26 protein-coding genes and 1 pseudogene are annotated in these 23,874 nt (G+C 44.6%); 11 read left to right on the top strand and 16 right to left on the bottom strand.

What is annotated here, in order from left to right:
* Positions 1-53: 53 nt before the first annotated feature.
* The 3 genes from ACHZC4_RS00905 to ACHZC4_RS00895 are packed head-to-tail and all read right to left on the bottom strand — an operon-like array spanning position 54 to position 1,480.
* Positions 54-461: a YchJ family protein gene (locus ACHZC4_RS00905; RefSeq protein ID WP_394751872.1), complete on the bottom strand. Its 408-nt coding sequence runs from the start codon at positions 459-461 to the stop codon at positions 54-56.
* A 12-nt stretch (positions 462-473) separates the two neighbouring features.
* The gene (locus ACHZC4_RS00900) at positions 474-947 is read right to left on the bottom strand and encodes a peroxiredoxin (protein WP_394751871.1); all 474 of its coding nucleotides are present in this window, start codon (positions 945-947) and stop codon (positions 474-476) included.
* Positions 948-955: 8 nt separating this feature from the next.
* Positions 956-1,480, bottom strand: a complete 525-nt coding sequence (locus ACHZC4_RS00895; RefSeq protein WP_394751870.1) for a glycine cleavage system protein R — start codon at positions 1,478-1,480, stop codon at positions 956-958.
* A gap of 198 nt (positions 1,481-1,678) precedes the next feature.
* Here ACHZC4_RS00895 and ACHZC4_RS00890 point away from each other — a divergent pair, with 198 nt between their 5' ends.
* On the top strand, positions 1,679-2,458 hold the full coding sequence (locus tag ACHZC4_RS00890) for a hypothetical protein (protein WP_394751869.1): 780 nt from the start codon (positions 1,679-1,681) through the stop codon (positions 2,456-2,458).
* A gap of 13 nt (positions 2,459-2,471) precedes the next feature.
* Positions 2,472-3,377 carry a 5'-nucleotidase gene (locus ACHZC4_RS00885; RefSeq protein WP_394751868.1) on the top strand — a complete coding sequence of 302 codons (906 nt, stop codon included), beginning with the start codon at positions 2,472-2,474 and terminating at the stop codon, positions 3,375-3,377.
* A gap of 38 nt (positions 3,378-3,415) precedes the next feature.
* Here ACHZC4_RS00885 and galE read toward each other — a convergent pair whose 3' ends face one another.
* From galE to ACHZC4_RS00835, 10 genes are all read right to left on the bottom strand, one after another.
* Positions 3,416-4,468, bottom strand: coding sequence for a UDP-glucose 4-epimerase GalE (gene galE, locus ACHZC4_RS00880; protein WP_394751867.1), 1,053 nt, complete (start codon positions 4,466-4,468; stop codon positions 3,416-3,418).
* 14 nt (positions 4,469-4,482) lie between these two features.
* Complete coding sequence (locus tag ACHZC4_RS00875) at positions 4,483-5,325, bottom strand: HlyC/CorC family transporter (protein ID WP_394751866.1); 843 nt, start codon at positions 5,323-5,325, stop codon at positions 4,483-4,485.
* The gene (gene ybeY / locus ACHZC4_RS00870) at positions 5,325-5,783 is read right to left on the bottom strand and encodes an rRNA maturation RNase YbeY (RefSeq protein WP_394751865.1); all 459 of its coding nucleotides are present in this window, start codon (positions 5,781-5,783) and stop codon (positions 5,325-5,327) included. Before ybeY ends, ACHZC4_RS00875 begins: the two co-directional genes overlap by 1 nt.
* Complete coding sequence (locus ACHZC4_RS00865; protein ID WP_394751864.1) at positions 5,780-6,763, bottom strand: PhoH family protein; 984 nt, start codon at positions 6,761-6,763, stop codon at positions 5,780-5,782. Before ACHZC4_RS00865 ends, ybeY begins: the two co-directional genes overlap by 4 nt.
* The gene (gene miaB / locus ACHZC4_RS00860) at positions 6,763-8,121 is read right to left on the bottom strand and encodes a tRNA (N6-isopentenyl adenosine(37)-C2)-methylthiotransferase MiaB (RefSeq protein ID WP_394751863.1); all 1,359 of its coding nucleotides are present in this window, start codon (positions 8,119-8,121) and stop codon (positions 6,763-6,765) included. Before miaB ends, ACHZC4_RS00865 begins: the two co-directional genes overlap by 1 nt.
* Positions 8,122-8,258: 137 nt before the next feature.
* A complete protein-coding gene (locus ACHZC4_RS00855) occupies positions 8,259-8,447 on the bottom strand; it encodes a DUF2283 domain-containing protein (protein WP_394751862.1) in 189 nt (62 codons plus the stop codon).
* Entirely contained in the window at positions 8,444-8,692 is a 249-nt protein-coding gene (locus ACHZC4_RS00850; RefSeq protein ID WP_394751861.1) for a DUF4258 domain-containing protein, read from the bottom strand. Before ACHZC4_RS00850 ends, ACHZC4_RS00855 begins: the two co-directional genes overlap by 4 nt.
* Positions 8,693-8,742: 50 nt before the next feature.
* Positions 8,743-9,705 carry a beta-ribofuranosylaminobenzene 5'-phosphate synthase family protein gene (locus ACHZC4_RS00845; protein WP_394751860.1) on the bottom strand — a complete coding sequence of 321 codons (963 nt, stop codon included), beginning with the start codon at positions 9,703-9,705 and terminating at the stop codon, positions 8,743-8,745.
* 52 nt (positions 9,706-9,757) lie between these two features.
* Positions 9,758-10,420 carry an HAD family hydrolase gene (locus tag ACHZC4_RS00840; RefSeq protein WP_394751859.1) on the bottom strand — a complete coding sequence of 221 codons (663 nt, stop codon included), beginning with the start codon at positions 10,418-10,420 and terminating at the stop codon, positions 9,758-9,760.
* Entirely contained in the window at positions 10,413-11,351 is a 939-nt protein-coding gene (locus tag ACHZC4_RS00835; RefSeq protein ID WP_394751858.1) for a hypothetical protein, read from the bottom strand. The genes ACHZC4_RS00840 and ACHZC4_RS00835 overlap by 8 nt, the downstream gene beginning before the upstream one ends.
* Positions 11,352-11,418: 67 nt before the next feature.
* On the opposite strand from ACHZC4_RS00835, the gene ACHZC4_RS00830 reads away from it, so the two are divergent.
* The 6 genes from ACHZC4_RS00830 (at position 11,419) to ACHZC4_RS00805 (ending at position 15,814) form a co-directional block, all read left to right on the top strand.
* Entirely contained in the window at positions 11,419-11,703 is a 285-nt protein-coding gene (locus ACHZC4_RS00830; protein WP_394751857.1) for a type II toxin-antitoxin system Phd/YefM family antitoxin, read from the top strand.
* Positions 11,691-12,122 carry a type II toxin-antitoxin system VapC family toxin gene (locus ACHZC4_RS00825; RefSeq protein WP_394751856.1) on the top strand — a complete coding sequence of 144 codons (432 nt, stop codon included), beginning with the start codon at positions 11,691-11,693 and terminating at the stop codon, positions 12,120-12,122. Before ACHZC4_RS00830 ends, ACHZC4_RS00825 begins: the two co-directional genes overlap by 13 nt.
* 167 nt (positions 12,123-12,289) lie before the next feature.
* The gene (locus tag ACHZC4_RS00820; protein WP_394751855.1) at positions 12,290-13,828 is read left to right on the top strand and encodes a Re/Si-specific NAD(P)(+) transhydrogenase subunit alpha; all 1,539 of its coding nucleotides are present in this window, start codon (positions 12,290-12,292) and stop codon (positions 13,826-13,828) included.
* Between the two features lie 14 nt (positions 13,829-13,842).
* A complete protein-coding gene (pntB, locus tag ACHZC4_RS00815; RefSeq protein ID WP_394751854.1) occupies positions 13,843-15,231 on the top strand; it encodes a Re/Si-specific NAD(P)(+) transhydrogenase subunit beta in 1,389 nt (462 codons plus the stop codon).
* 102 nt (positions 15,232-15,333) lie between these two features.
* Positions 15,334-15,603, top strand: a complete 270-nt coding sequence (locus ACHZC4_RS00810; protein ID WP_394751853.1) for a BrnT family toxin — start codon at positions 15,334-15,336, stop codon at positions 15,601-15,603.
* Complete coding sequence (locus tag ACHZC4_RS00805) at positions 15,572-15,814, top strand: BrnA antitoxin family protein (RefSeq protein ID WP_394751852.1); 243 nt, start codon at positions 15,572-15,574, stop codon at positions 15,812-15,814. The genes ACHZC4_RS00810 and ACHZC4_RS00805 overlap by 32 nt, the downstream gene beginning before the upstream one ends.
* Before the next feature lie 68 nt (positions 15,815-15,882).
* Here the strand turns inward: ACHZC4_RS00805 and ACHZC4_RS00800 are convergent.
* The 3 genes and pseudogenes from ACHZC4_RS00800 to ACHZC4_RS00790 form a co-directional block, all read right to left on the bottom strand.
* Positions 15,883-16,311, bottom strand: a pseudogene (locus ACHZC4_RS00800) (DUF29 domain-containing protein).
* 30 nt (positions 16,312-16,341) lie between these two features.
* Entirely contained in the window at positions 16,342-17,019 is a 678-nt protein-coding gene (locus ACHZC4_RS00795; protein ID WP_394751851.1) for a hypothetical protein, read from the bottom strand.
* Between the two features lie 60 nt (positions 17,020-17,079).
* The gene (locus ACHZC4_RS00790; RefSeq protein ID WP_394751850.1) at positions 17,080-17,538 is read right to left on the bottom strand and encodes a hypothetical protein; all 459 of its coding nucleotides are present in this window, start codon (positions 17,536-17,538) and stop codon (positions 17,080-17,082) included.
* A 467-nt stretch (positions 17,539-18,005) separates the two neighbouring features.
* Here ACHZC4_RS00790 and dapA point away from each other — a divergent pair, with 467 nt between their 5' ends.
* The 3 genes from dapA to purL all read left to right on the top strand — a co-directional run bounded on the left by dapA (position 18,006) and on the right by purL (position 23,757).
* Positions 18,006-18,881: a 4-hydroxy-tetrahydrodipicolinate synthase gene (gene dapA / locus ACHZC4_RS00785; RefSeq protein ID WP_394751849.1), complete on the top strand. Its 876-nt coding sequence runs from the start codon at positions 18,006-18,008 to the stop codon at positions 18,879-18,881.
* Positions 18,882-19,643: an outer membrane protein assembly factor BamC gene (bamC, locus tag ACHZC4_RS00780; protein ID WP_394751848.1), complete on the top strand. Its 762-nt coding sequence runs from the start codon at positions 18,882-18,884 to the stop codon at positions 19,641-19,643.
* A 256-nt stretch (positions 19,644-19,899) separates the two neighbouring features.
* Positions 19,900-23,757, top strand: coding sequence for a phosphoribosylformylglycinamidine synthase (purL, locus tag ACHZC4_RS00775; protein WP_394751847.1), 3,858 nt, complete (start codon positions 19,900-19,902; stop codon positions 23,755-23,757).
* Positions 23,758-23,874 lie beyond the last annotated feature (117 nt).

The following is a 23,874-nucleotide window of genomic DNA, read 5'->3' as shown; positions in this document are numbered from 1 at the left end:
TAGTTCATGATTCGACAAGCTCACCACGAACGGTCTTTAAATAAAACAAGATTTCATTTTTTGGCTGCGAGTCCCGGAATTATTCTCGCAGCACCATCCACATAGAACCAAACAACTTGATTTTTTTTGAATCGGCTGATTTCATGCAGTACAAAATCATGGCCATCTTGCTGGTAATAAGCTTTGAATTCAACCGTACCTTGCTTATGAATTTCTCGCCCCTTGTTGCAACGGATAATGTTAAGACGTTGCCAAATGATACCGTCACCGGAAAGACCAAGACTTAAAGGGCGTTTAGCCTCATCCCAAGTGGCCAATAAATAACTTTCATTGCCCAGCACAAAAGCACTGTAGCGTGAACGCATTAACGCTTCTGCCGTCTGCGCCATTTTAGATGCCGTGTGATAAGGCTCACAACATTCGTTGTAGTTCTGACCCGATCCGCAATAACAATCTGTCATGATTAATTATTTTTATACAGAAACGGTGTTTAAAACCTGCAATACTTCATCAATATGCGTTTTAACTTTAACCTTACGCCATTCATGTATCAGTACGCCGTCAGGATCAACCAAAAAAGTACTGCGTTCAATACCCAAAACCTGTTTGCCATACATGTTTTTCATTTTGATCACATCAAACAACCGGCACAAGACTTCATCGCTATCGCTGAGCAAATCAAACGGAAACTGCTGTTTGCCTTTAAAACCTTCATGCACACGCACGCTATCACGCGATACACCGACAATAACAGCGTTGAGCTGGGTAAATTTGTCGATATTATCGCGGAACGCCTGGCCTTGTTGCGTACAACCGGGGGTATTATCTTTAGGATAAAAGTACAACACCAGATATTGACCCCGAAAATCGGACAATTTAACGTTTTTACCGCCTGTCGCTAATAAATCAACATCAGCAATAATCGTACCGATAACGGGATGAGACATAGTATTACCTAACGTTTAATAGGCTCAAGAATGGCATCAATATTGGATTGATCACAAAAATCCAAAAATTCTTCGCGCAACGACAGCAAATGCAATTGCGGTGGAATCAGCAAAATAAATTTGGTTGAAAATACCGAAGATTGAATATACGGCGCCTGATAGCAACTGCCGGTGATTTCCTCGATTTCTATCTCTCGATCATACAAAAAAGAAGTGATGGATTCGACCACATTCGCACGATCCAGCGATATGGTTTCCAGCGAATACGGCATGCAATCTTTGCCTTTATCCTTCGCATCGGGACGTAATGTGTGTACTTTTATTTCTAAGCGGGTTTGAATAAGCTCTAATGTGCTTTCAAACTTGGCGATCTGATTCCAGTTACCTTGAATCAACACATAAGCCGCAGTCGATTGCGCTAATTTTGTCGTTCTAATTTCCATAATGCTGCAATTACAATCGCGGATAGCGGGCAGCAATTCGGCAACAAAATTGATTTTGTTATTCCCTAAAACGGTGATGGCTAGTTGCATTATTGTTTTTTAAAAGTTTTTATTTTGAATAGATTAGCATCAAATCGATAAAATTTGACTAACATTAAGGTTTTATTGGCATAAAATAACCACAGATATTAAAACTGCGCTTACTATTATGTTAATACGGTATAGCTTGCCCATCCCTACAGTAACGAAAACTACGGGCTATTTTACTCTTAAACAACGGCTATAAATATGTCATCTTTAAACGATATGAAATCAAAATATTACAAAAATGGTATTGATGCCCATTTCGCTGTCATTATGAGTGATGAGGATAGCATTGACGGTTTATCGGTCAACACCGACTTCGACAGTCTCGATATGCCAGAAATCACTACAAAATCACACTTATTTAACAGCAACGAACATCTGGTAGACATTCATACCGTAGATGATTTCCACGACTCACAATTGATTTTAGACTCTATAGCAGAAAAAAAATCCGCTATTACTCTTGAGCCCATCAGATGGGTTGATAATAAGAACACCGCCCCTGTAAAATTAATACCAGAACCAGACGTTTTTACGACAACTCCCGACGATAACAACGGCAACCCACTCATCATTGTCCCTTTAGATAATTCAGAATCCAACAACTCTGTAGGAACTATCTCAAGTCTAGTTCAAAACAATACAAAAGTGGAAAAAATTTCTTCAAATAAGGAATATATCCCCAATAATGTCACAGTCAAAAATCTGCTAGTCGAAACAGAAGATACATTGCCTCAATTGCAACCGGCAGATGATGATAATGGCAGCCCAACCTCTGTGACCATCAGATCAACCGCGAATGAAACCCTACACGATTCTGAATGGATTTTATTTAAAACCGAACAGGATAACATCAACTCGCAGCACAAAAAACGCATCGTTGCGCTTGAAAATAGCCTTAGAAAAGCACTGCTGTTTAGCCTTGTCGCCGCACTTTTAGCGGGGCTGTCTTTAATTGCCGCCGTTAGCGGCTTAGTGTAACCACGAAAATATTATGAGAAAACAAAAATTAGTCGTCGCCATATCCTCCCGTGCCTTATTTAATCTGGACGAATCTCACGCCATATTTGAAAAACAAGGCAAGGAAGCTTTCTTGCGCTACCAAATACAACATGAAGATGAGGTTTTACAGCCAGGTTACGGTTTTTCATTAGTCAAAAAATTTCTAGCACTCAACGAAAAAACCGCCGATGATCCTTTAGTGGAAATTATATTACTGTCGCAAAATAGCGCTGATACCGGGCTTAGAATCTTCAATTCTATTGCCCATCACGGTTTAAATATTACCCGCGCTGCATTTACCAGCGGAGTATCGCCTTACAGCTATATGTCTGCTTTTGGCGCACATTTATTTTTATCGACTAATGCCGATGATGTCGCCAAAACCCTGGATGCCGGATTTGCTGCCGCCACTATTCTATGCGGCTCCTCAATAGACAGCCATCCTGATCAGCTGCGCATTGCGTTTGATGGCGATTCGGTATTATTTTCCGACGAATCCGAACGTATTTATCAACAACGCGGCTTAACGGCTTTTGCCGAAAATGAACGTACAGAAGCTAAAAAACCTTTGCCCGGCGGGCCTTTTAAAGATTTTTTAAGTGCACTCCATCATATTCAAACGCAATGCGACCCGCATTCATCCCCGATCAGAACCGCCTTGGTGACTGCACGGGCAGCGCCTGCACATGAACGGGTGGTAAGAACCTTACGCGCCTGGGGTATTAGAATCGATGAAGCTTTATTTTTAGGCGGTATGCCTAAAGGCGCGTTCTTAAAAGCCTTCGGCGCAGATATTTTCTTTGACGATCAAGAAGGCCATTGTGAATCAGCCGCCCAACATGTCGCCGCTGCTCATGTACCGCACGGCATTATTAACCAAAAAGCACCCGAGATATGAACAGAACAGCCTACCGGCAAAACCAATAACCCCTCAATTCAGTCGACGTAGCCTTGTGGATTTTTAACTTGCCAATTCCAGGTATCGGCAATCATATCTTCTAAATCTTTATCGGCTATCCAGTTTAATTCTTTATCGGCTAAGGCTGGATTTGCAAAACATTCAGCCAAATCCCCTGCTCTTCTGGGCGCAAACTGGTACAAAATTTTACGGCCCGTCACCGCCTCAAAGGTATTGACGATATCCAAAACGCTGTACCCTTTGCCAGTGCCCAAGTTGTAAGCTTTACAACCGCCGCCACTGAACTTGTCACTTTCAATAGCTTCTATGGCTTTAATATGGCCTTTAACCAGATCAACCACATGAATGTAATCACGTATCCCGGTGCCATCAGGCGTAGCATAATCGTTACCATACACGGATAATTGTTTTAAATTGCCTATCGCCACTTGCGATACATAAGGCATCAGATTATTAGGAATACCATTGGGATCTTCGCCGATCATGCCACTTTCATGAGCGCCTATGGGATTAAAATAACGCAATAACGCGACTTTCCAGGGTGCCCCATTTGGCTTGATTTTATCGACCGCCGCCACATCACGCAAAATGTCTTCTACCATGACTTTGGAGCGCCCATAAGGATTAATCGCACCTAACGGTAAGCTTTCGGAATATTGCCCGGTTTCTGAAGGCTGATAAACAGTTGCCGACGAACTGAACACCAGCTGCTTAACATTGGCTTCGCTCATGGCTTCCAGCAAAACCAGCGTACCGTAAACATTATTATGATAATAATTTAACGGTTGTTCACATGACTCACCTACCGCTTTTAAGCCGGCAAAATGGATAACGGTAGCAATCGATTCTTTGGCAAAGATGTCCGTTAATGCCGTCTTATCCCTGATATCCGCTTGGTAAAACTGCAAGGTCTTGCCGGTAATCTGCTCTACACGCTTTAAAGATTCAAGCTTGCTGTTGGACAAATTGTCCACAACAACAACGTTAAAACCTGCTTGCAATAATTCAACGCAGGCATGGCTACCAATAAAACCGGCGCCGCCAGTCACTAAAACCGTGTGTTTATCCATTTTTTATCCTAATGCTAATCGAGTATTTTTAGTTTAACGAGATGTATACGGCGGGTATCGGCTCTAATCACTTCAAACTTTAAATTATCAACGGTAAGGCTTTCGCCTTTTTTGGGCATGTGTTCAAGCTGATTCACTATAAACCCACCTACCGTATCGTATTCATCAGTGGCCAGTTGGGTGGAAAAATACTCATCAAATTCATCAATGGGCATTAATGCAGTAATCATGTACTCATGTTCATTACGCTGGGTGACATAATCTTTTTCTTCAAAATCATCGTGTTCATCTTCGATTTCACCGACAATTTGCTCCAATACATCCTCAATGGACACAGAACCTGCGGTCTGGCCATATTCATCGACGACAATAGCCATGTGATTACCATTAGTGCGCAACTCTTTAAGCAATACATTCAGACGTTTACTTTCAGGCACGACACTGGCAGGACGCATAATATCCTGAACCAGGAGATCTTTATTCTTCAAGACATGCGCCAGTAAATCTTTAATCAGTAAAATACCCACCACTTTACTGCGGTCACCATCAATAACCGGATAACGCGAATGCCCAGATTCTATAACCAAAGGAAAAATAGTTTCTAATTCAGCATCTTTAGCAACCACAACCATTTGTACGCGGGGAATCATAATATCCCTCACCCGCAACTGCGATACTTGTAATACGCCTTCAATCATAATCAGCGCATCGGTATCTAATAATCTTTTTTCGCGTGCCTCTCGCAGTATCTCCAGTAAATCATCCTGATCTTGTATCTCCCCGGTCAGCAGATGGACAATTTTTTCGATCCAACTTTTCTGCGGGGAGAGTTTACTCGGAGGCTGATCTTCACTCATTAGTCATTCACCGATAGGTATGGATTATCAATATGCAACCGCATTAATAAGGCTATTTCTTTACTTTCCATGATATCTGCCTCGCTATCATCAATATGATCATAGCCCAAAAGGTGCAGCACACCATGGATAACAATATGTGCCCAATGGTCCATTAAGGCTTTTTGTTGTTCCAGCGCTTCTTTAGCAACAACCGGCGCACAAATCACCAAATCACCTAGTAAATCCAGTTCTATGCCCGCTGGCACTTCAACCGGAAAACTCAAAATATTGGTAGGCCCGGATTTATGGCGGTATTGTTCATTTAACGCTTGGCTTTCTAGTTCATCAACAAGTCGAATAACGATTTCAGTATCGTAATCTATCGCTTCCAGGGCTGTATCGACCCAGCTTTGCAGCTGCTGGAGATTGGGCAAATCCGGCGATACACATACATTTTGCAACTCTATAGCATTCACAGATTAGATTTTATCTTTTTATCATAAAGCTCATAAGCCAATACAATGCGTTGCACTAACGGATGCCTTACTACGTCACGCACATCAAAAAACGTAAAACTAATGCCTTCCACGTCTTTTAAAACCTCTAACACATGCCGCAAGCCGGACATCTTTTCTGAAGGTAAATCAATTTGGGTAATATCGCCGGTAATTACCGCTGTTGAGCCAAAACCAAGACGGGTTAGAAACATTTTGATTTGTTCAATCGTGGTATTTTGCGCCTCATCTAGAATAATAAAAGCATCGTTTAAAGTCCTACCGCGCATAAACGCTAACGGCGCAACCTCTATAATACCTCGCTCGATCATTTTTTCAACGCGCTCCACGCCAAGCATTTCATACAAAGCATCGTACAAAGGCCGCAGATACGGATCAACTTTTTGTGCCATATCGCCAGGCAAAAAACCCAGTTTTTCACCAGCTTCTACCGCCGGACGCACTAAAATAATGCGTTTAACCTTCTCAGATTGCAACGCATCAATCGCACAGGCCACGGCGAGATAAGTTTTTCCGGTTCCAGCGGGGCCGACACCAAAATTAATATCGTGGGCAAAAATTTTCCGCAAATAATCTTGCTGATTAGCACCCCGGCCTCTAATCGTGCCAGACTTGGTTTTTATACTGACATTTTTTTGAGCGGGCGTATCAGTTTCGCCTTGCACAGTTAACAAATCATTAATAGAAGCATCCTGCATCGCCAAATGAATCAGCTCGGCCGTCAGCTCTTCACTTTCAGTGCTTTCAAACAATTTTTGCATGACAGCACACGCCGCTTTAACCGATTCGTCTAAACCAGTGACTTTAAACTGGTTGCCACGATTGGCAATATCAACATTAAGCCGATTTTCTATTTGTCGTAAATTGACATTGGTATAACCACAAAAATTGGATAAGCGCTCATTATCAGCGGGTAGCAGGCAAATTTCCTGTGAAATCATTACACACCAACGGCAAAAATTTTATCAACAGTAGAATCAATTAATCGACCCCGTAAAGAATTCGGTAAAGCTTCGGTGATCAGCACATCAACAAACTGACCTGCCAAACGCGGGTGGGCAATAAAATTCACCACGCGGTTATTTTCGGTACGCCCTTGCATTTGCAACGGATTCTTTTTAGATTGCCCTTCCACCAATACAGTCTGTACTGTATTAATCATAGCGGTGGAAATGGCCACTGTCATTTCATTAATACGCGTTTGAAAACGTTCTAAGCGCTGCTTTTTAACGTCTGCCGACACTTCATCAGGCAATTCAGCAGCTGGCGTACCAGGTCTTGCGCTGTAAATAAAGCTAAACGACAAGTCAAAACCAACCTCATCAATAAACGCCATAGTTTCTTCAAACTCGGCATCGGTTTCACCGGGAAAACCAATAATAAAATCGGACGATAAGCAAATATCAGGCCGCACCAAACGCAGTTTGCGGATGGTTTCCTTGTAATCAGCCGCCTTATGACCGCGTTTCATGGCGGTTAAAATCGCATCGCTGCCGCTTTGTACCGGCAAATGCAAATGGTTGACCAATTTGGGAATTTCGGCAAACGCCTCAATCAGGCTGTCGGTGAACTCTACCGGATGCGAGGTGGTAAAACGGATGCGGTCGATACCATCAACGGCAGCGACATAGTGCAGCAGCAAGGCAAAATCAGCGATATCGCCATCATCCATCAGGCCACGGAAGGCGTTGACGTTTTGGCCTAGCAAATTGACTTCGCGCACGCCTTGTTTAGCCAGCGCGGTAATTTCACGGATTACGTCATTTAACGGGCGGCTGATTTCTTCGCCGCGCGTGTACGGCACAACACAAAATGAACAATATTTGCTACAACCTTCCATGACCGAGACAAAGGCTTTAACGCCTTCGGCACGCGGGGCGGGCAAGTTATCAAATTTTTCGATTTCAGGGAAAGAAATATCAACGACAGGTTTATGCTTATTGCGGACTTGATCGAGTAATTGCGGCAGTCTGTGCAAGGTTTGTGGGCCAAACACCATATCGACATACGGCGCACGCTTTTGGATGGCCGCGCCTTCTTGGCTAGCAACACAGCCACCGACACCAATAATGACATCGGGGCGTTTGTCCTTAATTTTGCGCCATTTACCCAGTGCAGAAAAGACTTTCTCCTGCGCCTTTTCGCGGATGGAACAGGTGTTTAACAATAAAACATCGGCCAGTTTTGGGTCTTCAGTCAATTCAAAACCATGCGACGCGTTGAGTACATCCCGCATTTTGTCAGAATCGTACTCGTTCATCTGACAGCCATTGGTTTGAATATAAAGTTTTTGTGCCATATTCTCTTAAAAGTTAAACATCCAAAAAATCACTGAAACCACGCGCCCCACTGCACCGAACCAACAAATACGTTTATAATCAGAGTGGCAAGCGTTTTTCAAAAAATAATAAACAAATAGCGGTCAATTGACAAGGGTTAAGCTACCTGCTTAGGGGCGCTCACGGAAGAGCGTTTAGCAATATAAAGGATCTCCAGACCCAGAAGCTGCCCTTGCTCATCAAAATCAGCAATAATACCTGGTTCAAGTTGTTTGGAACGCGCCACATCCCCTTCAATAAAGCCGATGTAGGCAGTGTCCGCTTGAGGGTCAAATTCAATTTTCATAAATCTTTCACGTCATCGTCAAAGTAAGCGGTGATAATTGCAACAGGAGAAACTGTTTCGTTGTAAATTACCCGTAAAACACTAAAACTACGGTCTGCTATGGGTTTAAGCACATGAAGCAAATCCGGATCGTCCTGATCGCTTTCAATTCTCGCTGGATTAGCCAGCGCATCGCTTAGCCATTCTGAGCGAATTTGACGTTTTTCCATGCGTTTGCGAGCATGATCTGTTAATACATATTCCATAAAACGGATAATAGCATAATAACAAAAAATCTAACCCGAATACACGACCGTCAAATAAGCCGAATTTCACCGCCGCTATTTCGCGCACTGGCAATACTAAAACTTAACTTATCGAAATCTGCAAAGCGTGTTCGCGCTTCCTGAACCAATTTTTCAGCTAAATCTACACCATCAACTGCACAAAATCCGGTTGGCCCCCAAGAAGTCTGGCCTATCGCCACCGCGCCTTGTTGATGTAACCAGTGCATGACTTTAGCGACTTTGCCGCTGGCAAACACACCACCTTGCACCGGCGCAAAATGCTCACCTACCGAACGCTGCAACTGGGTAATAACATCGCCAAATTGATGGAGATTATTTTCAGCAACTGCTGGCAAAGCTTGCATCAGTAATAAATAACACAGCCGCGCAGCTTCTTGCTGAGGAAACGGCGGTAAACTCTTAAAAGCCTGTATTTCTTGCTGGCCATGCAAACCTTGGCCGCGGCTGTCAAACACCAGAATAAATCGCCAGTTTTTAGGAATAGTGAGATGCACCAAAACGGGGGGTGTAACCGTATTAACACCGCGCCCACCGTCAACAATCAGGCCGCCTTGTTCAAACACACCGATGCCTATGCCTGAACGCAAGCCACGATCCATCACGGCGGCAATATCACGGACTGTTAATTGTAAATTGTAATAAGCATTGAGTGCACTGCCAATAGCCATTGCCATTTGTGTGCCAGAACCCAGCCCGACATGCTCAGGAATAGCACTTTCGATCGTGATAGCGAGTTGGTCGGAGACTTTTAATGCCTGGCAAAGTTGTGTTAAACAAAGTTCAGCACGTTGTGCGGATGCACCGATAACGCTGCGTTGTGCAGCTTTACGCACCGATAAACGCGTGCCATGTTCGTTTAAAGCGACACCGATACTGCCGAAATGTCGACCTAAGGAACCGCTCAAATCTACAAAGCCCATATGCAATCTGGCAGGAGCTAGAACTGAAACTGTGGTGGGATGGTCTGTCAATTTAATCGCGGATTTTGCAGCTGAAGTTACTAAATTATACCCTGATTGTAGTCTAAGCGTTGAAGCTTTCCAGTAACTCGGTCAAATCATTGACGATTAATGCACTGTGCAAACGCATCCGCTCATCCATAGGCCAAACTGATGGTACACCGACCACGTAAGCACCGGCTTTGTCAGCGGCGATTACACCGGTATACGAATCCTCCAAAACCAAGCAATCGCTGATGTTAACTTGCAATCGTTCAGCAGCTTTTAAGAAAATATCCGGTGCTGGTTTGCCGTGGTTCACGTCATCGCGGCTAAGGATAGTGGCAAACGTATCCGATAAACCTGCATACGCCAAGCACTCCCGTGCATCTTTGCCGCGACTATTCGTGGCAAGACAATACGGTATATTGTGCGCAATGATAGCGGCTAGCAAGGGTTGAAAGCCACTTTTAACAGCCATACCGTGCTTACTAACCCAGTCGCACCAACTTTGATTACTTAATGTATTAAATTCAGTCGCGTTAAAATCTGCCCCAAAAATAGTTATGATTTTGGCTAGGCCATTTTCGCCTGATAAACCGGACAAAGACTCACAAAACTCATCTGAAAAACTATAGCCCATTGTGCTGGCGGCGTTTTGCCAAGCTTTTCGATAGGTGGCTTCGGTATCTAACACCAAACCATCCATATCAAAAATGACAGCGGCGAAATCACTTAGCTTAGGCATGAATGACCTTAATATATTCCCCGTGCGCTTCACGACTGGAACCCACCACCACCCGTTTAAGACCGTGTTGGTTTTGTTCCAAAATACCTGAAACCTCAATCGTTTCGTTACACTGCGCCTGACCTGTATAAGTCGCAGTAAAGCTGACTATTGTACTAATTTCTTCAGCATCAACCGCAAATTCAGCGGGGTAATCAAACGCTCGACTGTCATCCTTAACCTTACATTGCAGGGTGATTGCACCGCATTTTTGGTAGATTTGCGTATTTGAAGATGAAACATCACCCACAAAACTCAAATCAAACTTACGGCCGTTAATCATGGCTTTATTATATTTACGCTGCTCATGCCAGACGTATTCTGCAAAGCTTAACGCGCAATCCCTACGGCTATAGGCTTCTTGCCAATCAGCTTGTGATAAATCCTGCAAGCGCCCCTGATCAATCAGCGATTTAATCACCTGCCGACAATAGTGAAATACCTGTCTTTGATGGCACACAAGATCAATGTCCGATTCAGCATGCTGAGCGCCAATTAACAACGAACCGGTAATGCCCAGTTGCGCCATATTAACCGCATTGGCTTGTAATAAATCGCATAATTGAACGGCATCGTCTTCTATTAAATCGTTATGTTTAGATTGCAATAGCTGTTGTAAGCGTTGTTTGGGTTGATGATGGATGGCGATGTATTCTAAAGGTACTGCATGTAACTGAGCATCCAATACGGGTGAATAATATAGATACTGGGGATAATGTTGCTTTAAAAAATTGTTGGCTTGCTCTGTAGATAGCTTTTTCCAAAGATGATCTTCAGTTACGTACCGTAAAAAACACAGCACTTTGCCTTGTTCCAAAGTTGGCATAACCACTGCGAACACCAGCCTTTCTGCGGTTTCTATAAAATCTTTAGTGAGTATATCAATAGCCATAGCGAATTTGATTAACCTAATAATTATAGCTATAATTATAGCCATAAATAAGTAATGAGGCAAACCAATGAAAACCACATCCATCGCCTATGCCAAAAACAATTTATCCAGCTTAATTCAGCAAGTGGAAGCCAGCGAGCCTATCCACCTAACACGACACGGGAAAGCTGTTGCTGTCGTCATTTCAGAAACTGACTACCAAAACCTGACACCTAAATCCCACAACCTGTTCAAAGCAATCACTGACTGGCGTGATCACTTGCCAAACTCCAACGAAGAAATTATCGGCGATGCAGAAATCCAGCAATGGCGCGAAACTTCGCAAGGCAGAAGCTTTACATGGGAAGACTAATCTACCTGCTGGATACCAATATAATCTCCGAACCCACCAAGCGGCAACCGAATAAAAATGTATTGCACCATCTTGAAAAACAAGATGGCCACTATTGTATAGCCGCGCCCGTTTGGCACGAACTCCATTATGGCTGTGCTTTATTGCCCGATTCCAAACGCAAAAACCAGCTGCAATCCTATCTTAAACTGTTAATGGACAATGGCCTGGATGTGTTGCCCTACGATATACACGCCTCGACTTGGTTTGCAATGGAACGCGGCAGATTACAACGACAAGGTCTCTCCTGTAATTATACCGATGGCGAGATTGCGGCCATAGCAGCAAGTCAGTCACTTATCATGGTAACGCGTAATACCACTGATTTCCAAAACTTCCAAGGCTTGACCCTACAAAACTGGTTTTATGGCATTATCTGACTGACTGCAAGCCACCGATAGTTGAAGAAATTCCCATTGCAAGCCATCGACAACAAATTTTATTGAAAACCGCGGGTTTATCTTCTATGCTCGGCGGTTGGAATTTAATCAGCAAATAAATTCTAAAGTCCCGCTATGTCACTAATTAATAATAACAAGGAAACCGTATGAAAATAGGTATACCTAAAGAAACTCATCCCGGCGAAAAACGTGTGGCAACAACGCCCGACGTTGCCGCACAAATCATGAAACTGGGCTTTAGCGTCAGTGTAGAAAGTGGCGCTGGCGTTGCCGCAGACATTTCCGACGACGCTTACAAAGCCGTTGGCGTAGAGATTGTTGCCGACACCAAAGCCTTGTGGAGCGGTGCTGACATCATCATGAAAGTGCGAGCACCGTCTGATACTGAAATCGATTTACTGCCTGAAGGCAAATGCTTGATCAGTTTTATCTGGCCTGCACAAAACGAAGCGTTAATGCAAAAACTGGCGGCTAAAAAAACCACTGTTTTAGCCATGGACAGCGTGCCGCGTGTGTCCAGAGCGCAAAAGCTTGATGCGTTAAGCTCAATGGCCAATATTGCCGGTTATCGCGCTATCGTTGAAGCCGCGCAACATTTTGGCCGCTTTTTTACCGGTCAGATTACGGCGGCAGGTAAGATTCCACCCGCTAAAGTGTTGGTAATTGGTGCAGGTGTTGCAGGTTTAGCGGCCATTGGCACGGCCAAAAGCATGGGCGCTATCGTAAGGTCATTTGATACCCGTCCAGAAGTAAAAGAACAAATAGAAAGCATGGACGCGGAATTTTTAATGCTGGATTTTAAAGAAGATGGCGCTGGCGCTGGCGGTTATGCCAAAACCATGTCGCCGGAATTTATCGCCGCAGAAATGGCCTTGTTTGCCGAACAAGCCAAAGAAGTTGATATTATCGTCACCACCGCGTTAATTCCTGGCAGACCCGCACCCAAATTGATTACTGCGGCAATGGTGGAATCCATGAAACCGGGCAGTGTGATTGTTGATTTAGCCGCAGAACAAGGCGGTAACTGTGATCTCACTGAAAAAGACCAAGTCGTGGTCAAGCACAATGTCACCATTATTGGTTATACCAATTTGCCCAGCCGTTTGGCCAATCAGTCCAGCCAATTGTATTCGACCAACTTACGGCATTTGTTAACCGAATTGTCGCCAGAAAAAAATGGCGAAATTAACGTTAATATGGAAGATGAAGTTATTCGTGGCACAACGGTAATAAAAGAAGGTAGCATCAGCTGGCCACCGCCACCGCCTAAGCTTTCTGCAACGCCTGCTGCCAAAGTTGGCACTGACGCTGTTGCCGCTGCGCCTAAAAAATCACTGCTCCCTGAATCGGTTAAATCATTATTACCGTTAACCTTGGGCGTTTTAGTGTTATTTGGTATTGGCGCTGTGGCGCCGGCTTCGTTTATGTCGCATTTTACTGTGTTTGTATTGGCCTGTTTCATCGGCTATCAGGTTATCTGGAATGTTAGCGCCTCTTTGCACACTCCGTTAATGAGCGTCACCAACGCCATCAGTGGCATTATTGTCATTGGTGCGTTGGTACAAATTTCTGCCCCTGGCATGGTTATTACCGTGTTGGCCGGACTGGCGATACTTATCGCATCCATAAACATCGTCGGTGGCTTTTTAGTTACCCGCCGCATGTTAGAAATGTTCAGAAAATAACCGGAGCCCCTGCAATGTCACACAACTTAGTTATGATGTCTTACATCGTCTCCACTATTCTGTTTATACTCAGCTTAAGTGGTTTAAGCCATCAAGAAACCTCGCGTCGCGGCAATTATTACGGCATGTTAGGTATGGCAATAGCCATTATTGCTACCGTATTAAGTGGCTCTGTTAATTCTTACGCCATCTTGCTATTGGCACTTGTAATAGGTGGCGCTATCGGCGCCAGAGCTGCCATAAAAGTCGAAATGACGCAAATGCCTGAACTGGTTGCCATTATGCACAGCTTAGTGGGCATGGCGGCAGTATTGGTAGGTTATGCCAACTTTATGGACCACTCATCCACACTTGTGGGCGTAGAAAAATCCATACATGAGATAGAAATCTATTTAGGCATTTTGATTGGTGCGGTAACTTTTTCCGGTTCGGTGATTGCCTTTGGCAAGCTTAGCGAAAAAATTAGCGGCAAACCCATGCTATTGCCGGCCCGCCACTGGCTAAATTTAGGCTTACTGGTTGGCGCTATCTTCCTAGGCTGGCTGTTTTTACAACAAACCCAAACGGGCGGCGGCCTTTTTGCATTAGCCATAATGACTGTCATTGCCTTACTTTTTGGCATACACATGGTAATGGCGATTGGCGGCGCGGATATGCCGGTAGTGGTTTCCATGCTGAACAGTTATTCAGGTTGGGCGGCAGCGGCAACTGGCTTTATGCTCAGCAACGATTTGTTGATTGTCACCGGCGCGTTAGTCGGTAGCAGCGGTGCAATTTTGAGCTATATCATGTGCCGTGCGATGAACCGTAATTTTGTCAGTGTGATTGCCGGTGGTTTTGGCACCACGAGTGGTGAAGCCGCTGTTGTTGAAGGCGAAGTTCAACCCATTGATAGCGAAGAAACCGCACGTTTGCTGTTGGATTCACGTAACATCATGATTATTCCAGGTTACGGAATGGCAGTGGCGCAAGCGCAGCACACCGTGTATGAAATTACTAAATTTCTTAAGAGCAAAGGCAAAAACGTTAAATTTGGTATCCATCCAGTAGCAGGCCGTATGCCCGGCCACATGAACGTGTTGCTGGCAGAAGCTAAAGTGCCTTACGATATTGTTTATGAGATGGATGAAATCAATGAAGACTGGGATAAAATTGATGTCACCATCGTGATTGGGGCGAATGATATTGTTAATCCATCGGCATTGAATGATCCGAACAGCCCGATTGCCGGTATGCCGGTGCTGGAATGCTGGAAAGGTGACACCACAATTGTACTGAAGCGCAGTATGGCTTCAGGTTATGCAGGCGTGGGTAATCCATTGTTTGTGCTGGATAATACCCGTATGCTATTTGGCGATGCCAATACGACTTTGCAAGCGGTGTTGAAAGCGTTGAGAGGCTAAGTAAGCTAAAGGTATAGTGTGTGGGTAAATACTTTTTGTGCCCACACGCTATTTGGCTGATTTTTATTGTATACCTTTAAAAAATAACGCTACAATCAACCAATGAAGTTTATATGGGATGAACCAAAACGCATCAGCAATATCGATAAGCATGGGTTAGATTTTGCGTTAACTCATCTGGTCTTTGAAAGCGACACGTTCACCTTTGAAGATAATCGCATGGCTTATAACGAACATCGCTTTATTACCTTGGGATTATTAGAAGGAACACCTGTGGTGGTTGTCCACACAGAAACAGAAGATGAGATTCGTGTTATTTCTTTACGAAAGGCGGGTAAAAATGAACAAAAACTCTACTTCACCAATGTCTAATGATACGCTTGATGAATACCCAGAAGTTAACCAAAATGACTTAAACAGAGCAATACGTCGTCGTAGTTTTGTTGAAGTTTCCAAAAAACAAAATATAACAATTGCATTGGATTCTGACATTATTAACTGGTTTAAAGAAAAATCAGGGGAAAAGGAATATCAATCGTTGATTAACGCTACCTTGAGAGATGTCATAAGACGTAATCCATAAGCAAACTGGATGGTTACGAGCGAAACCCGTATAATGCGCTGTTAATTGCGGTTCTGCTCACAAGCCTTTTAATCAGGGTAAAAATTATTATCGGTAATCTGCTCAAAATTCCACGGACATTCAACAGGAAAATCACTTTCATCAAGCCCCGTTTCCTGTGAAGCCCTAATAACTACCGATTGATAAGCATCTATTAAACATTGCTCTAAACGCGGCTTTAAGCCAGAATTATCGCGTAAAACCTTAAAAAAATCTATTCGCTGCACTTTAATTGTCAATTGCCAGCTTCTACCTCTTCTTACCGGCTGAAAATGCCATTTCAAAAGTTGTTGCAGCAAAATCACTCATCTACTTTCCAATTCCCTTTTTTCCGATCTGCCCATAGATTCCACTTCTTCTATCAGATTGGCAATGTCCAAGTCATTTAATTGCCCGGCCCTTAATAAAGCAGCTTGCTCTTGCGTCCAGCCGTAAAAGTCCCGTTCATAATTAATCATGGGGTAAATCTCTCTGTATTGATGGCAACATCATAAATGATCGCCGTTAGGCAACACAAACTCTTCCTTGGACAAATAAAACACCGTACTGCTATCGCTGCTTTCTGTCTGGCTCACCATTAAATTGGATAATTCTCCCGCGATTTGTTGAGGGAACTCCACAAAATCAGGCGGCTGATTTTTGCCGTTGTTCGCTAACTCCAAACGACACGTATCGCTACGACATTCCAGGCTTATCATTGAACTGGCACCTATCTTGTCGCTGGCCAACCCTTTTCCAATTAAATCTATTGTCTCTGCTGACCACTTTGCATTCACAGTTTGCTGACGAAAAGCGGATTCCAGCGCCGCTCCTTCTACAGCAAAATGTTTTTGTTCTTCAGCGAGCATAGCTTCATCATTGCGCGCTATCGTGTTGTCGTGCTTTATTGCATTACTGGCCTTTGTTTTAGGTGAGCTTTGTATTTGGTTTTTCAAGCTAGCCAGTTGTAATTTTAAAGCTTGCACGTCGGTTTTTAGCAAAACCATCTCATCATTTTGCTGATGATCTTCACTATTTTTTGAAATTAGGGGAATATTTTCTACAGTGCTGCTGTGTATTTGTATAGGGGTTTGCACAGCAGCTGGTTTAGATATTAAAGTAGAAACATAGACACTTAAAGGCAAATTAACCGCAGTAGTAATGAGTATAATCTTAAATATATTCATTGTTTATACGTATCCGGAAGTAACAATAGAGCTGCAAAAATCAATCCCTTGATGAAATCATCAATTGAGCGATTCAATACTGTATATTTCTGAACGTTCTTTAGAGGGCAAGCTACACACGAGACTAAAATAACTTCGTGGAGTACTGGAGGGAACCCGAATCGTTAAAGATTCTTTACCTTTCTTTTGATTTTTAACCGCCTTAAATCCTATGCCAACACCATTTGCGTTATAACCGTATAAAGTACAAGCAACTGTTTTAGCTCCAGGAGAATCCAGATTAACCCGAACACTAAGTCCTTTATAGTCTCTAGCTTGTTTGGTTACCGGACAAATAACTTGTTTTGACAGGCTTGGTGAACCATTCGTAATACCGTGCCCATAAAACTCAAAGGTTCCAGCATCACGCCCCTCATAATTATGGCACGTCGCACCGCCATAAATCGCAGCCGCCGCACTTCCCGAAGCACAAAAGACAACCGTTGCTAAGCTATAACTTAACACTTGAATTAATTTCATTTAAAAATCCTCTGTTTAATAAAATACCACACCAACCCATAGCTCATCGAGTAACGAAGCTAGTACTTAATCATTTTTATTTTGCACGGTATTGTAAAACTATTAATGCAACGGATAATTGAATCTTATCCGCCAAAATAAAATTGACTACGGACTAGCAGCATTTACAAAGACGAAAAATACATTGTTAAAGCCGCTAAAAAAGCAAAAAAAGCCATCATTACCATGACACAACCACCACTAAATTAACAAATCAGGTCTTGTATTAATTGGCAATGAGCTTAATTCATCAATAATGAACTTAATCTGAATAAGCCCCATTTTTGTGAAATTTTTATTTATTAAGAAGCCATTGCCCATTGCAACCTATTTAGCGCGTCCGCTGATAGCTTTACCTTTTTTCGGTATTTGCTTGTTATAATGCTGAAAGTTTTGTTATCGCATTCATTAATTGGCCGAGAGATTTCATGATTCAAGGTAGTATCGTAGCGCTAGTCACCCCCATGGACGAATCAGGGGCAATCGACAAAATCAGCCTCAAAAAACTGGTTGAATTCCATATAAATCAAGGGACAGATGCACTGGTTGCTGTAGGCACTACAGGGGAATCAGCCACGCTGAATGAAGACGAACATTGCGATGTCATTAAAAGCATTGTTGAATATGTCAATGGCAGGATACCTGTTATTGCAGGTACCGGTGCCAACTCTACCACTGAAGCGATTGGCCTGACCCACAAAGCCAAGCAAGCCGGTGCAGACGCCTGTTTAATCGTAACGCCTTACTACAATAAACCGACGCAAGAAGGTTTGTATCTGCACCATAAAGCCATTGCAGATGCCGTGGATATTCCACAGATTTTATATAACGTGCCTGGCCGTACCGCTTGCGATATGCTGCCAGAAACCGTAGGCCGTTTATCACACCTTAATAATATTGTTGGTGTTAAAGAAGCGACCGGTGATTTATCCCGCGTGAAGCAAATTCGTGATTTAACCGGTGCTGATTTTGCTTTGTATACCGGTGATGATGCGACAAGTCGTGAATTTTGTTTGCTCGGTGGCAACGGTAGCATTACCGTCACGGGAAATGTGGCGCCGCGTTTGGTACACGATATGATTACCGCCGCCATGCGTGGCGACAGTGCTGCCGCGTTGGCAATTGATGAAAAACTCGCTGCCTTGCATAAAGACCTGTTCATCCAATCTAATCCGATACCGGTAAAATGGGCGGTGGCTGAAATGGGTTTAATGGGCAAAGGCATACGCTTACCCTTAACCTGGTTGTCCGAGAGTTGTTTTGATAGCGTGCGTGCTGCCATGCGCAGTGCTGGAGTAATTTAAGTGCGTGCGATAAAAACCAAGATTATTCTGATAACCGTTGCTGGCTATATTGCTGGTAATCTCACAGCTTGTAGCCATGTCACCAAGCTTTTCCCTGATAAAGAAAGAGACTATCAGCACACTAAAGAAATCCCTATGCTCAACTGGCCTAAGGATTTAAGAGATAATCCCACACCTGCGCCCAAAGTAGCGCCAGCGGCATCTTCACCGTCACCTGATGATATGACGCCCTCGCCCGGTTCGCCTGTACCGACTTCTGAAAATTCTGCCCCTGCATCCGACATTGCTTCTGAGATTCCAGAGCAGGCCAGACCGCCGTCTGAGGCGGATCCGGTTCCTGATGAAACCGGCGATACCACAAAACCCATTGCCATTGAAAAAACCCAACAAGATGGATCCAGTCAATTACGCTTTAACGTTCCTATGCTCCGGGCGTGGCGAGCTATCGATAAAGCCTTAAGTCGAAACTCTATCGAAGTCACTAAACGTAATCCCGAAGAACATCGGTATACCGTTCAATACGATCCTGACGAAAAAAAATTCGAAGATGGCTCATTAATGGATGAAGTGAAGTTTTTGTTTAAAGGTTTTCAAACTAACGAACAAGAATATCGTTTACAGCTCATCGAAAACAGCGACCACGTTACAGCGCTGATTGTTGATAGCGATAAAAAACCGCTAGCCGATACCGCCGCCAGCGTCAAGTTATTGGATACTCTAGAGAAAACCATTAAAGAAAACTTTTCCGAAACCAAAAAGTAGAAACACGATATCTCGTGTATTTATATTAGATTTGTCCACGAAAACCAAAAATAGGCGCTTTTAGGCGACACGAAAAGCACAAAATTTTTTAACCCTGTAAACCCGTTTAAATTCGTGTCTGCGTGTTCTAATATTTTGCCCATAAAAATATAGTGACATCTAATATTGATAAGGATTAGCCGCGTAATCCATTGTTACTCCATTTTTTTGTTGAACTGCGCCGCGCTGGTTCGACCTGTACTGACCTTTTCCTTACATGCTAAAAATTTCTGGACCTGCTGCTCTTTCCCCTTTCCGAATTGAAAAATTGTATGCGGACTCACGCGCCATCGCTCCTGACCTTCTGAGTGTTAGCGCGCAATTCATCCATTTTGTTGATAATGAGCTTGATCTGTGCGAAAACGATACGGCAATTTTACATCAGCTGTTAACTTACGGATCGCCATTAACCGACACAGCCAACGGCGAAAAGCTCCTGGTTGTACCACGCTCAGGTACGATTTCACCGTGGTCCAGCAAAGCCACCGAAATTGCTCAGCGGTGTGGGTTAATTGATGTCAAGCGCATTGAGCGCTGTATTGAATACACACTGACCAGCAAAAAACCCTTATCTATATTTGTAAAAGCGCAGCTATCGGCTTTGTTGTATGACCGTATGACTCAGGATGTTGTAGATGGTGCAATCGTGCCGGATCTGTTCAGCAAAACTCCGCCGCAACCGCTGGCTAGCGTCGCTATCCTGGCACAAGGCCGTGATGCCTTAGTGAGTGCTAATGCAGATTTGGGTTTAGCATTGTCGGAAGATGAAATAGATTACTTAACCATCAGCTTCCAGACTTTAGGCCGCGATCCTACCGATGTTGAACTGATGATGTTTGCGCAAATCAACTCGGAACATTGCCGCCATAAAATTTTTAATGCCGATTGGACGATAGATGACGTGGCACAAGCCAAATCGCTGTTCAGCATGATCCGTAATACCGCTGCCAAAAGCCCACAAGGTATTTTGTCGGCATACAGCGACAATGCCTCGGTGATGGAAGGCCCCACGGCGCAAGTGTTTATCCGTGATGCCAACAGCCACGCCTACACTTACATCGAAGAAGCCGCGCACATTTTAATGAAGGTAGAAACCCATAATCACCCCACCGCCATCTCACCTTACCCTGGTGCTGCGACAGGTTCCGGCGGTGAAATCCGTGACGAAGGTGCAACCGGCAGGGGCTCTGCCACCAAGGCCGGTTTGTCGGGCTTTTCCGTGTCACACTTAAAAATCCCAGGCTACCCGCAGCCTTGGGAAGACAATAACGGCAAGCCACAGCGCATCGCCTCTGCCCTGGACATTATGCTGCAAGCCCCGTTAGGCAGTGCGGCATTTAATAATGAATTTGGCAGGCCTAATCTGACTGGATATTTCCGTAACTTTGAACAGCTGGTGCAAAATAGCACGACAGCGTTTCGCGGTTACCATAAACCAATTATGATTGCCGGTGGCATGGGCAATATTCGCCCAATGCTGGTGCAAAAACAGCCAATTCCCACCGGTTCGTTAATCATTATTTTAGGCGGCCCGACCATGTTGATTGGTTTGGGTGGTGGTGCGGCGTCATCACAAGCTTCCGGTGCAGGCACAGAAGAATTGGATTTTGCCTCGGTGCAGCGCGAAAACCCCGAAATGCAGCGCCGCTGCCAGGAAGTCATCAACCATTGTAATTCGCTGGGTGATAACACGCCGATTATTTCGATTCATGACATTGGTGCCGGTGGATTATCCAACGCCGTGCCGGAAATTATCCATGACTGCGGCCGCGGTGGACGTTTCCAACTACGCAATGTGCAAAATGCCGACAAAGGCTTGTCACCCATGCAAATCTGGAGCAATGAATCGCAAGAGCGTTATGTGATTGCCATTAAGCCTGAATCACTGGACTTATTCACCGCGTTTTGTGAGCGCGAACATTGCTTGTTTGCCGTGATTGGCGAGGCCACCGAAGAGCAGCATCTGTCCTTAAACGATGAATGGCTGGACGGCAAGCCGGTCGACATTCCTATGTCGTTGCTGTTTGGCAAGCCGCCAAAAATGCACCGCGATGTTAAGCGTGTTAAAGCCGCCACTAGAGATTTAGATTTCAGCGGTGTTGAACTAGCTGAGGCGATTAAACGCGTGCTGTCATTCCCTGCCGTGGCCGACAAAAGCTTTCTGATTCATATTGGCGACCGCTCGATTACCGGCTTGGTGGCAAGAGATCAATTAGTTGGCCCTTGGCAAGTGCCGGTGGCCGATGTGGCGGTGACCGCTTCCGGTTTCCATGCCATCACAGGTGAAGCGATGGCAATGGGCGAGCGTGCGCCGATTGCCATCATTGATGCACCGGCTTCTGGGCGCATGGCAATTGCCGAAGCGTTAACTAATCTCGCCGCAGCACGGATTGATTCACTGCGGGACGTTAAATTATCCGCCAACTGGATGGCCGCCGCTGGTGTTAACGGCGAAGATGCTGATCTGTTCGATACCGTCAAAAGCATTGGCATGGAGCTGTGCCCCGCGTTAGGCATTGCCATTCCGGTCGGTAAAGATTCGCTGTCGATGAAAACGGTTTGGCAAGACAACGGCGGTGAAAAAACCATGACTGCACCGTTATCACTGGTAGTGACTGCGTTTGCACCGGTGCTGGATATTAGCCTGACGCTGACTCCGCAATTGCAAGGCGGTGAAGACAGCGCATTGATTTTGATTGACTTGGGTGCAGGTAAAAATCGCTTGGGCGGCTCGGTATTGGCGCAGGTGTACCGGCAAATCGGTAGCCAGTGCCCTGATCTGGATGATCCGCTATTAATGAAAGCGTTCTTTGAATCGATTCAAATCCTGAATTCCCAAGGCAAGCTGCTGGCTTATCATGACCGCTCGGACGGCGGCTTGTTAGCGACGGTTGCCGAAATGATGTTCGCCGGACGCTTGGGTGCATCATTAAATTTAGATGAACTCGGTGACAATGCCTTAGGCATTCTGTTTAACGAAGAGCTGGGCGCGGTGCTGCAAGTGCGCCAGTCAGATTGCGATGAAGTAGTGGGCTTTTTGCGACAAGCCGGTTTAATTGATTGCACTTTTGTGATTGGCCAAGTGATTGCCGCACCTTATTTAACGTTATCGTTGGCCGGAAAAATGCTGTATTCGGCCAGCCGTAGCACATTGCAACAGATGTGGTCAGAAGTCAGCTATAGGATGCAGGCGTTACGTGATAATCCTGGCTGTGCCAAACAGCAATTCCAGGCTATCAGCGATAATTACGATCCGGGACTTCATGCCCAACTTAGCTTTGATATTAACGAAGACATCAGCGCCCCGTTTATTGCGCTCAGCCGTCCTAAAATCGCCATTCTAAGGGAACAAGGCGTTAACGGCCATGTGGAAATGGCAGCAGCGTTTGACAGAGCCGGTTTTGCCAGTGTCGATGTTCACATGACCGACATTATTCATGGCCGTGTTAGTTTGCAAGACTTTGTTGGCTTGGCCGCGTGCGGCGGTTTTTCTTACGGCGACGTGCTGGGTGCAGGTGGCGGCTGGGCTAAGTCTATACTGTTTAACCCGCGTGCCCGTGATGAGTTCAGTGCGTTTTTCCAACGTACCGATACTTTTGCATTAGGCGTGTGTAACGGGTGCCAGATGATGTCAGGGCTGAAAGACATTATCCCAGGTGCCGAGCATTGGCCACGATTCTTACGCAATACCTCGGAACAGTTTGAAGCCCGTGTAGCAATGGTTGAGGTGCAAGCATCGCCATCCATTTTATTGGCCGGTATGGCAGGCAGCAGAATGCCGATAGCTATCGCGCATGGTGAAGGCCGTGCTGAATTTGCGCCTAATGCCGCGCCGTTAATTGCGCTGCGCTATGTGAGTAATTATGGCAAAACTACCACGGATTTTCCGGCTAATCCCAATGGTTCAATGCACGGCATAACAGGCCTGACCACAGCCGATGGCCGTTTTACCATTATGATGCCGCATCCGGAACGCTGTTTTAGAAGCTTGCAAAACTCATGGTATCCAAAAGAATGGCAAGAGCATGGCGCATGGATGCGACTGTTCAGCAATGCTAGAGTGTGGGTGGGTTAAAAAATTTTAAAATTACTCTGTAGAGACACAAAATCTTGCGTCTCTACAATTAATCCTCGATAAAATCACTAGGTGTATATTTTATAAAGGGACAAATTAGCATGGAAAACCCATCAA

Origin of the sequence: Crenothrix sp. (genome assembly GCF_043729335.1) — a bacterium.
Lineage (GTDB): Bacteria > Pseudomonadota > Gammaproteobacteria > Methylococcales > Methylomonadaceae > Crenothrix.
The sequence above is the reverse complement of the archived record's forward strand: the minus strand, read 5'-3'. Positions and strand labels throughout refer to the sequence as shown.

What these genes read in the sequence shown, in the direction of transcription:
- ACHZC4_RS00795 (WP_394751851.1), bottom strand. Translation starts at nt 17,019, where the DNA reads ATGAATATATTTAAGATTATACTCATTACTACTGCGGTTAATTTGCCT.
- ACHZC4_RS00820 (WP_394751855.1), top strand. Translation starts at nt 12,290, where the DNA reads ATGAAAATAGGTATACCTAAAGAAACTCATCCCGGCGAAAAACGTGTG.
- ACHZC4_RS00840 (WP_394751859.1), bottom strand. Translation starts at nt 10,420, where the DNA reads ATGCCTAAGCTAAGTGATTTCGCCGCTGTCATTTTTGATATGGATGGT.
- dapA (WP_394751849.1), top strand. Translation starts at nt 18,006, where the DNA reads ATGATTCAAGGTAGTATCGTAGCGCTAGTCACCCCCATGGACGAATCA.
- miaB (WP_394751863.1), bottom strand. Translation starts at nt 8,121, where the DNA reads ATGGCACAAAAACTTTATATTCAAACCAATGGCTGTCAGATGAACGAG.
- ACHZC4_RS00875 (WP_394751866.1), bottom strand. Translation starts at nt 5,325, where the DNA reads ATGAGTGAAGATCAGCCTCCGAGTAAACTCTCCCCGCAGAAAAGTTGG.
- ACHZC4_RS00825 (WP_394751856.1), top strand. Translation starts at nt 11,691, where the DNA reads ATGGGAAGACTAATCTACCTGCTGGATACCAATATAATCTCCGAACCC.
- ACHZC4_RS00855 (WP_394751862.1), bottom strand. Translation starts at nt 8,447, where the DNA reads ATGAAAATTGAATTTGACCCTCAAGCGGACACTGCCTACATCGGCTTT.
- ACHZC4_RS00835 (WP_394751858.1), bottom strand. Translation starts at nt 11,351, where the DNA reads ATGGCTATTGATATACTCACTAAAGATTTTATAGAAACCGCAGAAAGG.
- ACHZC4_RS00790 (WP_394751850.1), bottom strand. Translation starts at nt 17,538, where the DNA reads ATGAAATTAATTCAAGTGTTAAGTTATAGCTTAGCAACGGTTGTCTTT.
- ACHZC4_RS00850 (WP_394751861.1), bottom strand. Translation starts at nt 8,692, where the DNA reads ATGGAATATGTATTAACAGATCATGCTCGCAAACGCATGGAAAAACGT.
- ACHZC4_RS00830 (WP_394751857.1), top strand. Translation starts at nt 11,419, where the DNA reads ATGAAAACCACATCCATCGCCTATGCCAAAAACAATTTATCCAGCTTA.
- ACHZC4_RS00890 (WP_394751869.1), top strand. Translation starts at nt 1,679, where the DNA reads ATGTCATCTTTAAACGATATGAAATCAAAATATTACAAAAATGGTATT.
- pntB (WP_394751854.1), top strand. Translation starts at nt 13,843, where the DNA reads ATGTCACACAACTTAGTTATGATGTCTTACATCGTCTCCACTATTCTG.
- ACHZC4_RS00900 (WP_394751871.1), bottom strand. Translation starts at nt 947, where the DNA reads ATGTCTCATCCCGTTATCGGTACGATTATTGCTGATGTTGATTTATTA.
- ACHZC4_RS00805 (WP_394751852.1), top strand. Translation starts at nt 15,572, where the DNA reads ATGAACAAAAACTCTACTTCACCAATGTCTAATGATACGCTTGATGAA.
- ACHZC4_RS00905 (WP_394751872.1), bottom strand. Translation starts at nt 461, where the DNA reads ATGACAGATTGTTATTGCGGATCGGGTCAGAACTACAACGAATGTTGT.
- ACHZC4_RS00865 (WP_394751864.1), bottom strand. Translation starts at nt 6,763, where the DNA reads ATGATTTCACAGGAAATTTGCCTGCTACCCGCTGATAATGAGCGCTTA.
- ACHZC4_RS00885 (WP_394751868.1), top strand. Translation starts at nt 2,472, where the DNA reads ATGAGAAAACAAAAATTAGTCGTCGCCATATCCTCCCGTGCCTTATTT.
- purL (WP_394751847.1), top strand. Translation starts at nt 19,900, where the DNA reads ATGCTAAAAATTTCTGGACCTGCTGCTCTTTCCCCTTTCCGAATTGAA.
- ACHZC4_RS00895 (WP_394751870.1), bottom strand. Translation starts at nt 1,480, where the DNA reads ATGCAACTAGCCATCACCGTTTTAGGGAATAACAAAATCAATTTTGTT.
- galE (WP_394751867.1), bottom strand. Translation starts at nt 4,468, where the DNA reads ATGGATAAACACACGGTTTTAGTGACTGGCGGCGCCGGTTTTATTGGT.
- ACHZC4_RS00810 (WP_394751853.1), top strand. Translation starts at nt 15,334, where the DNA reads ATGAAGTTTATATGGGATGAACCAAAACGCATCAGCAATATCGATAAG.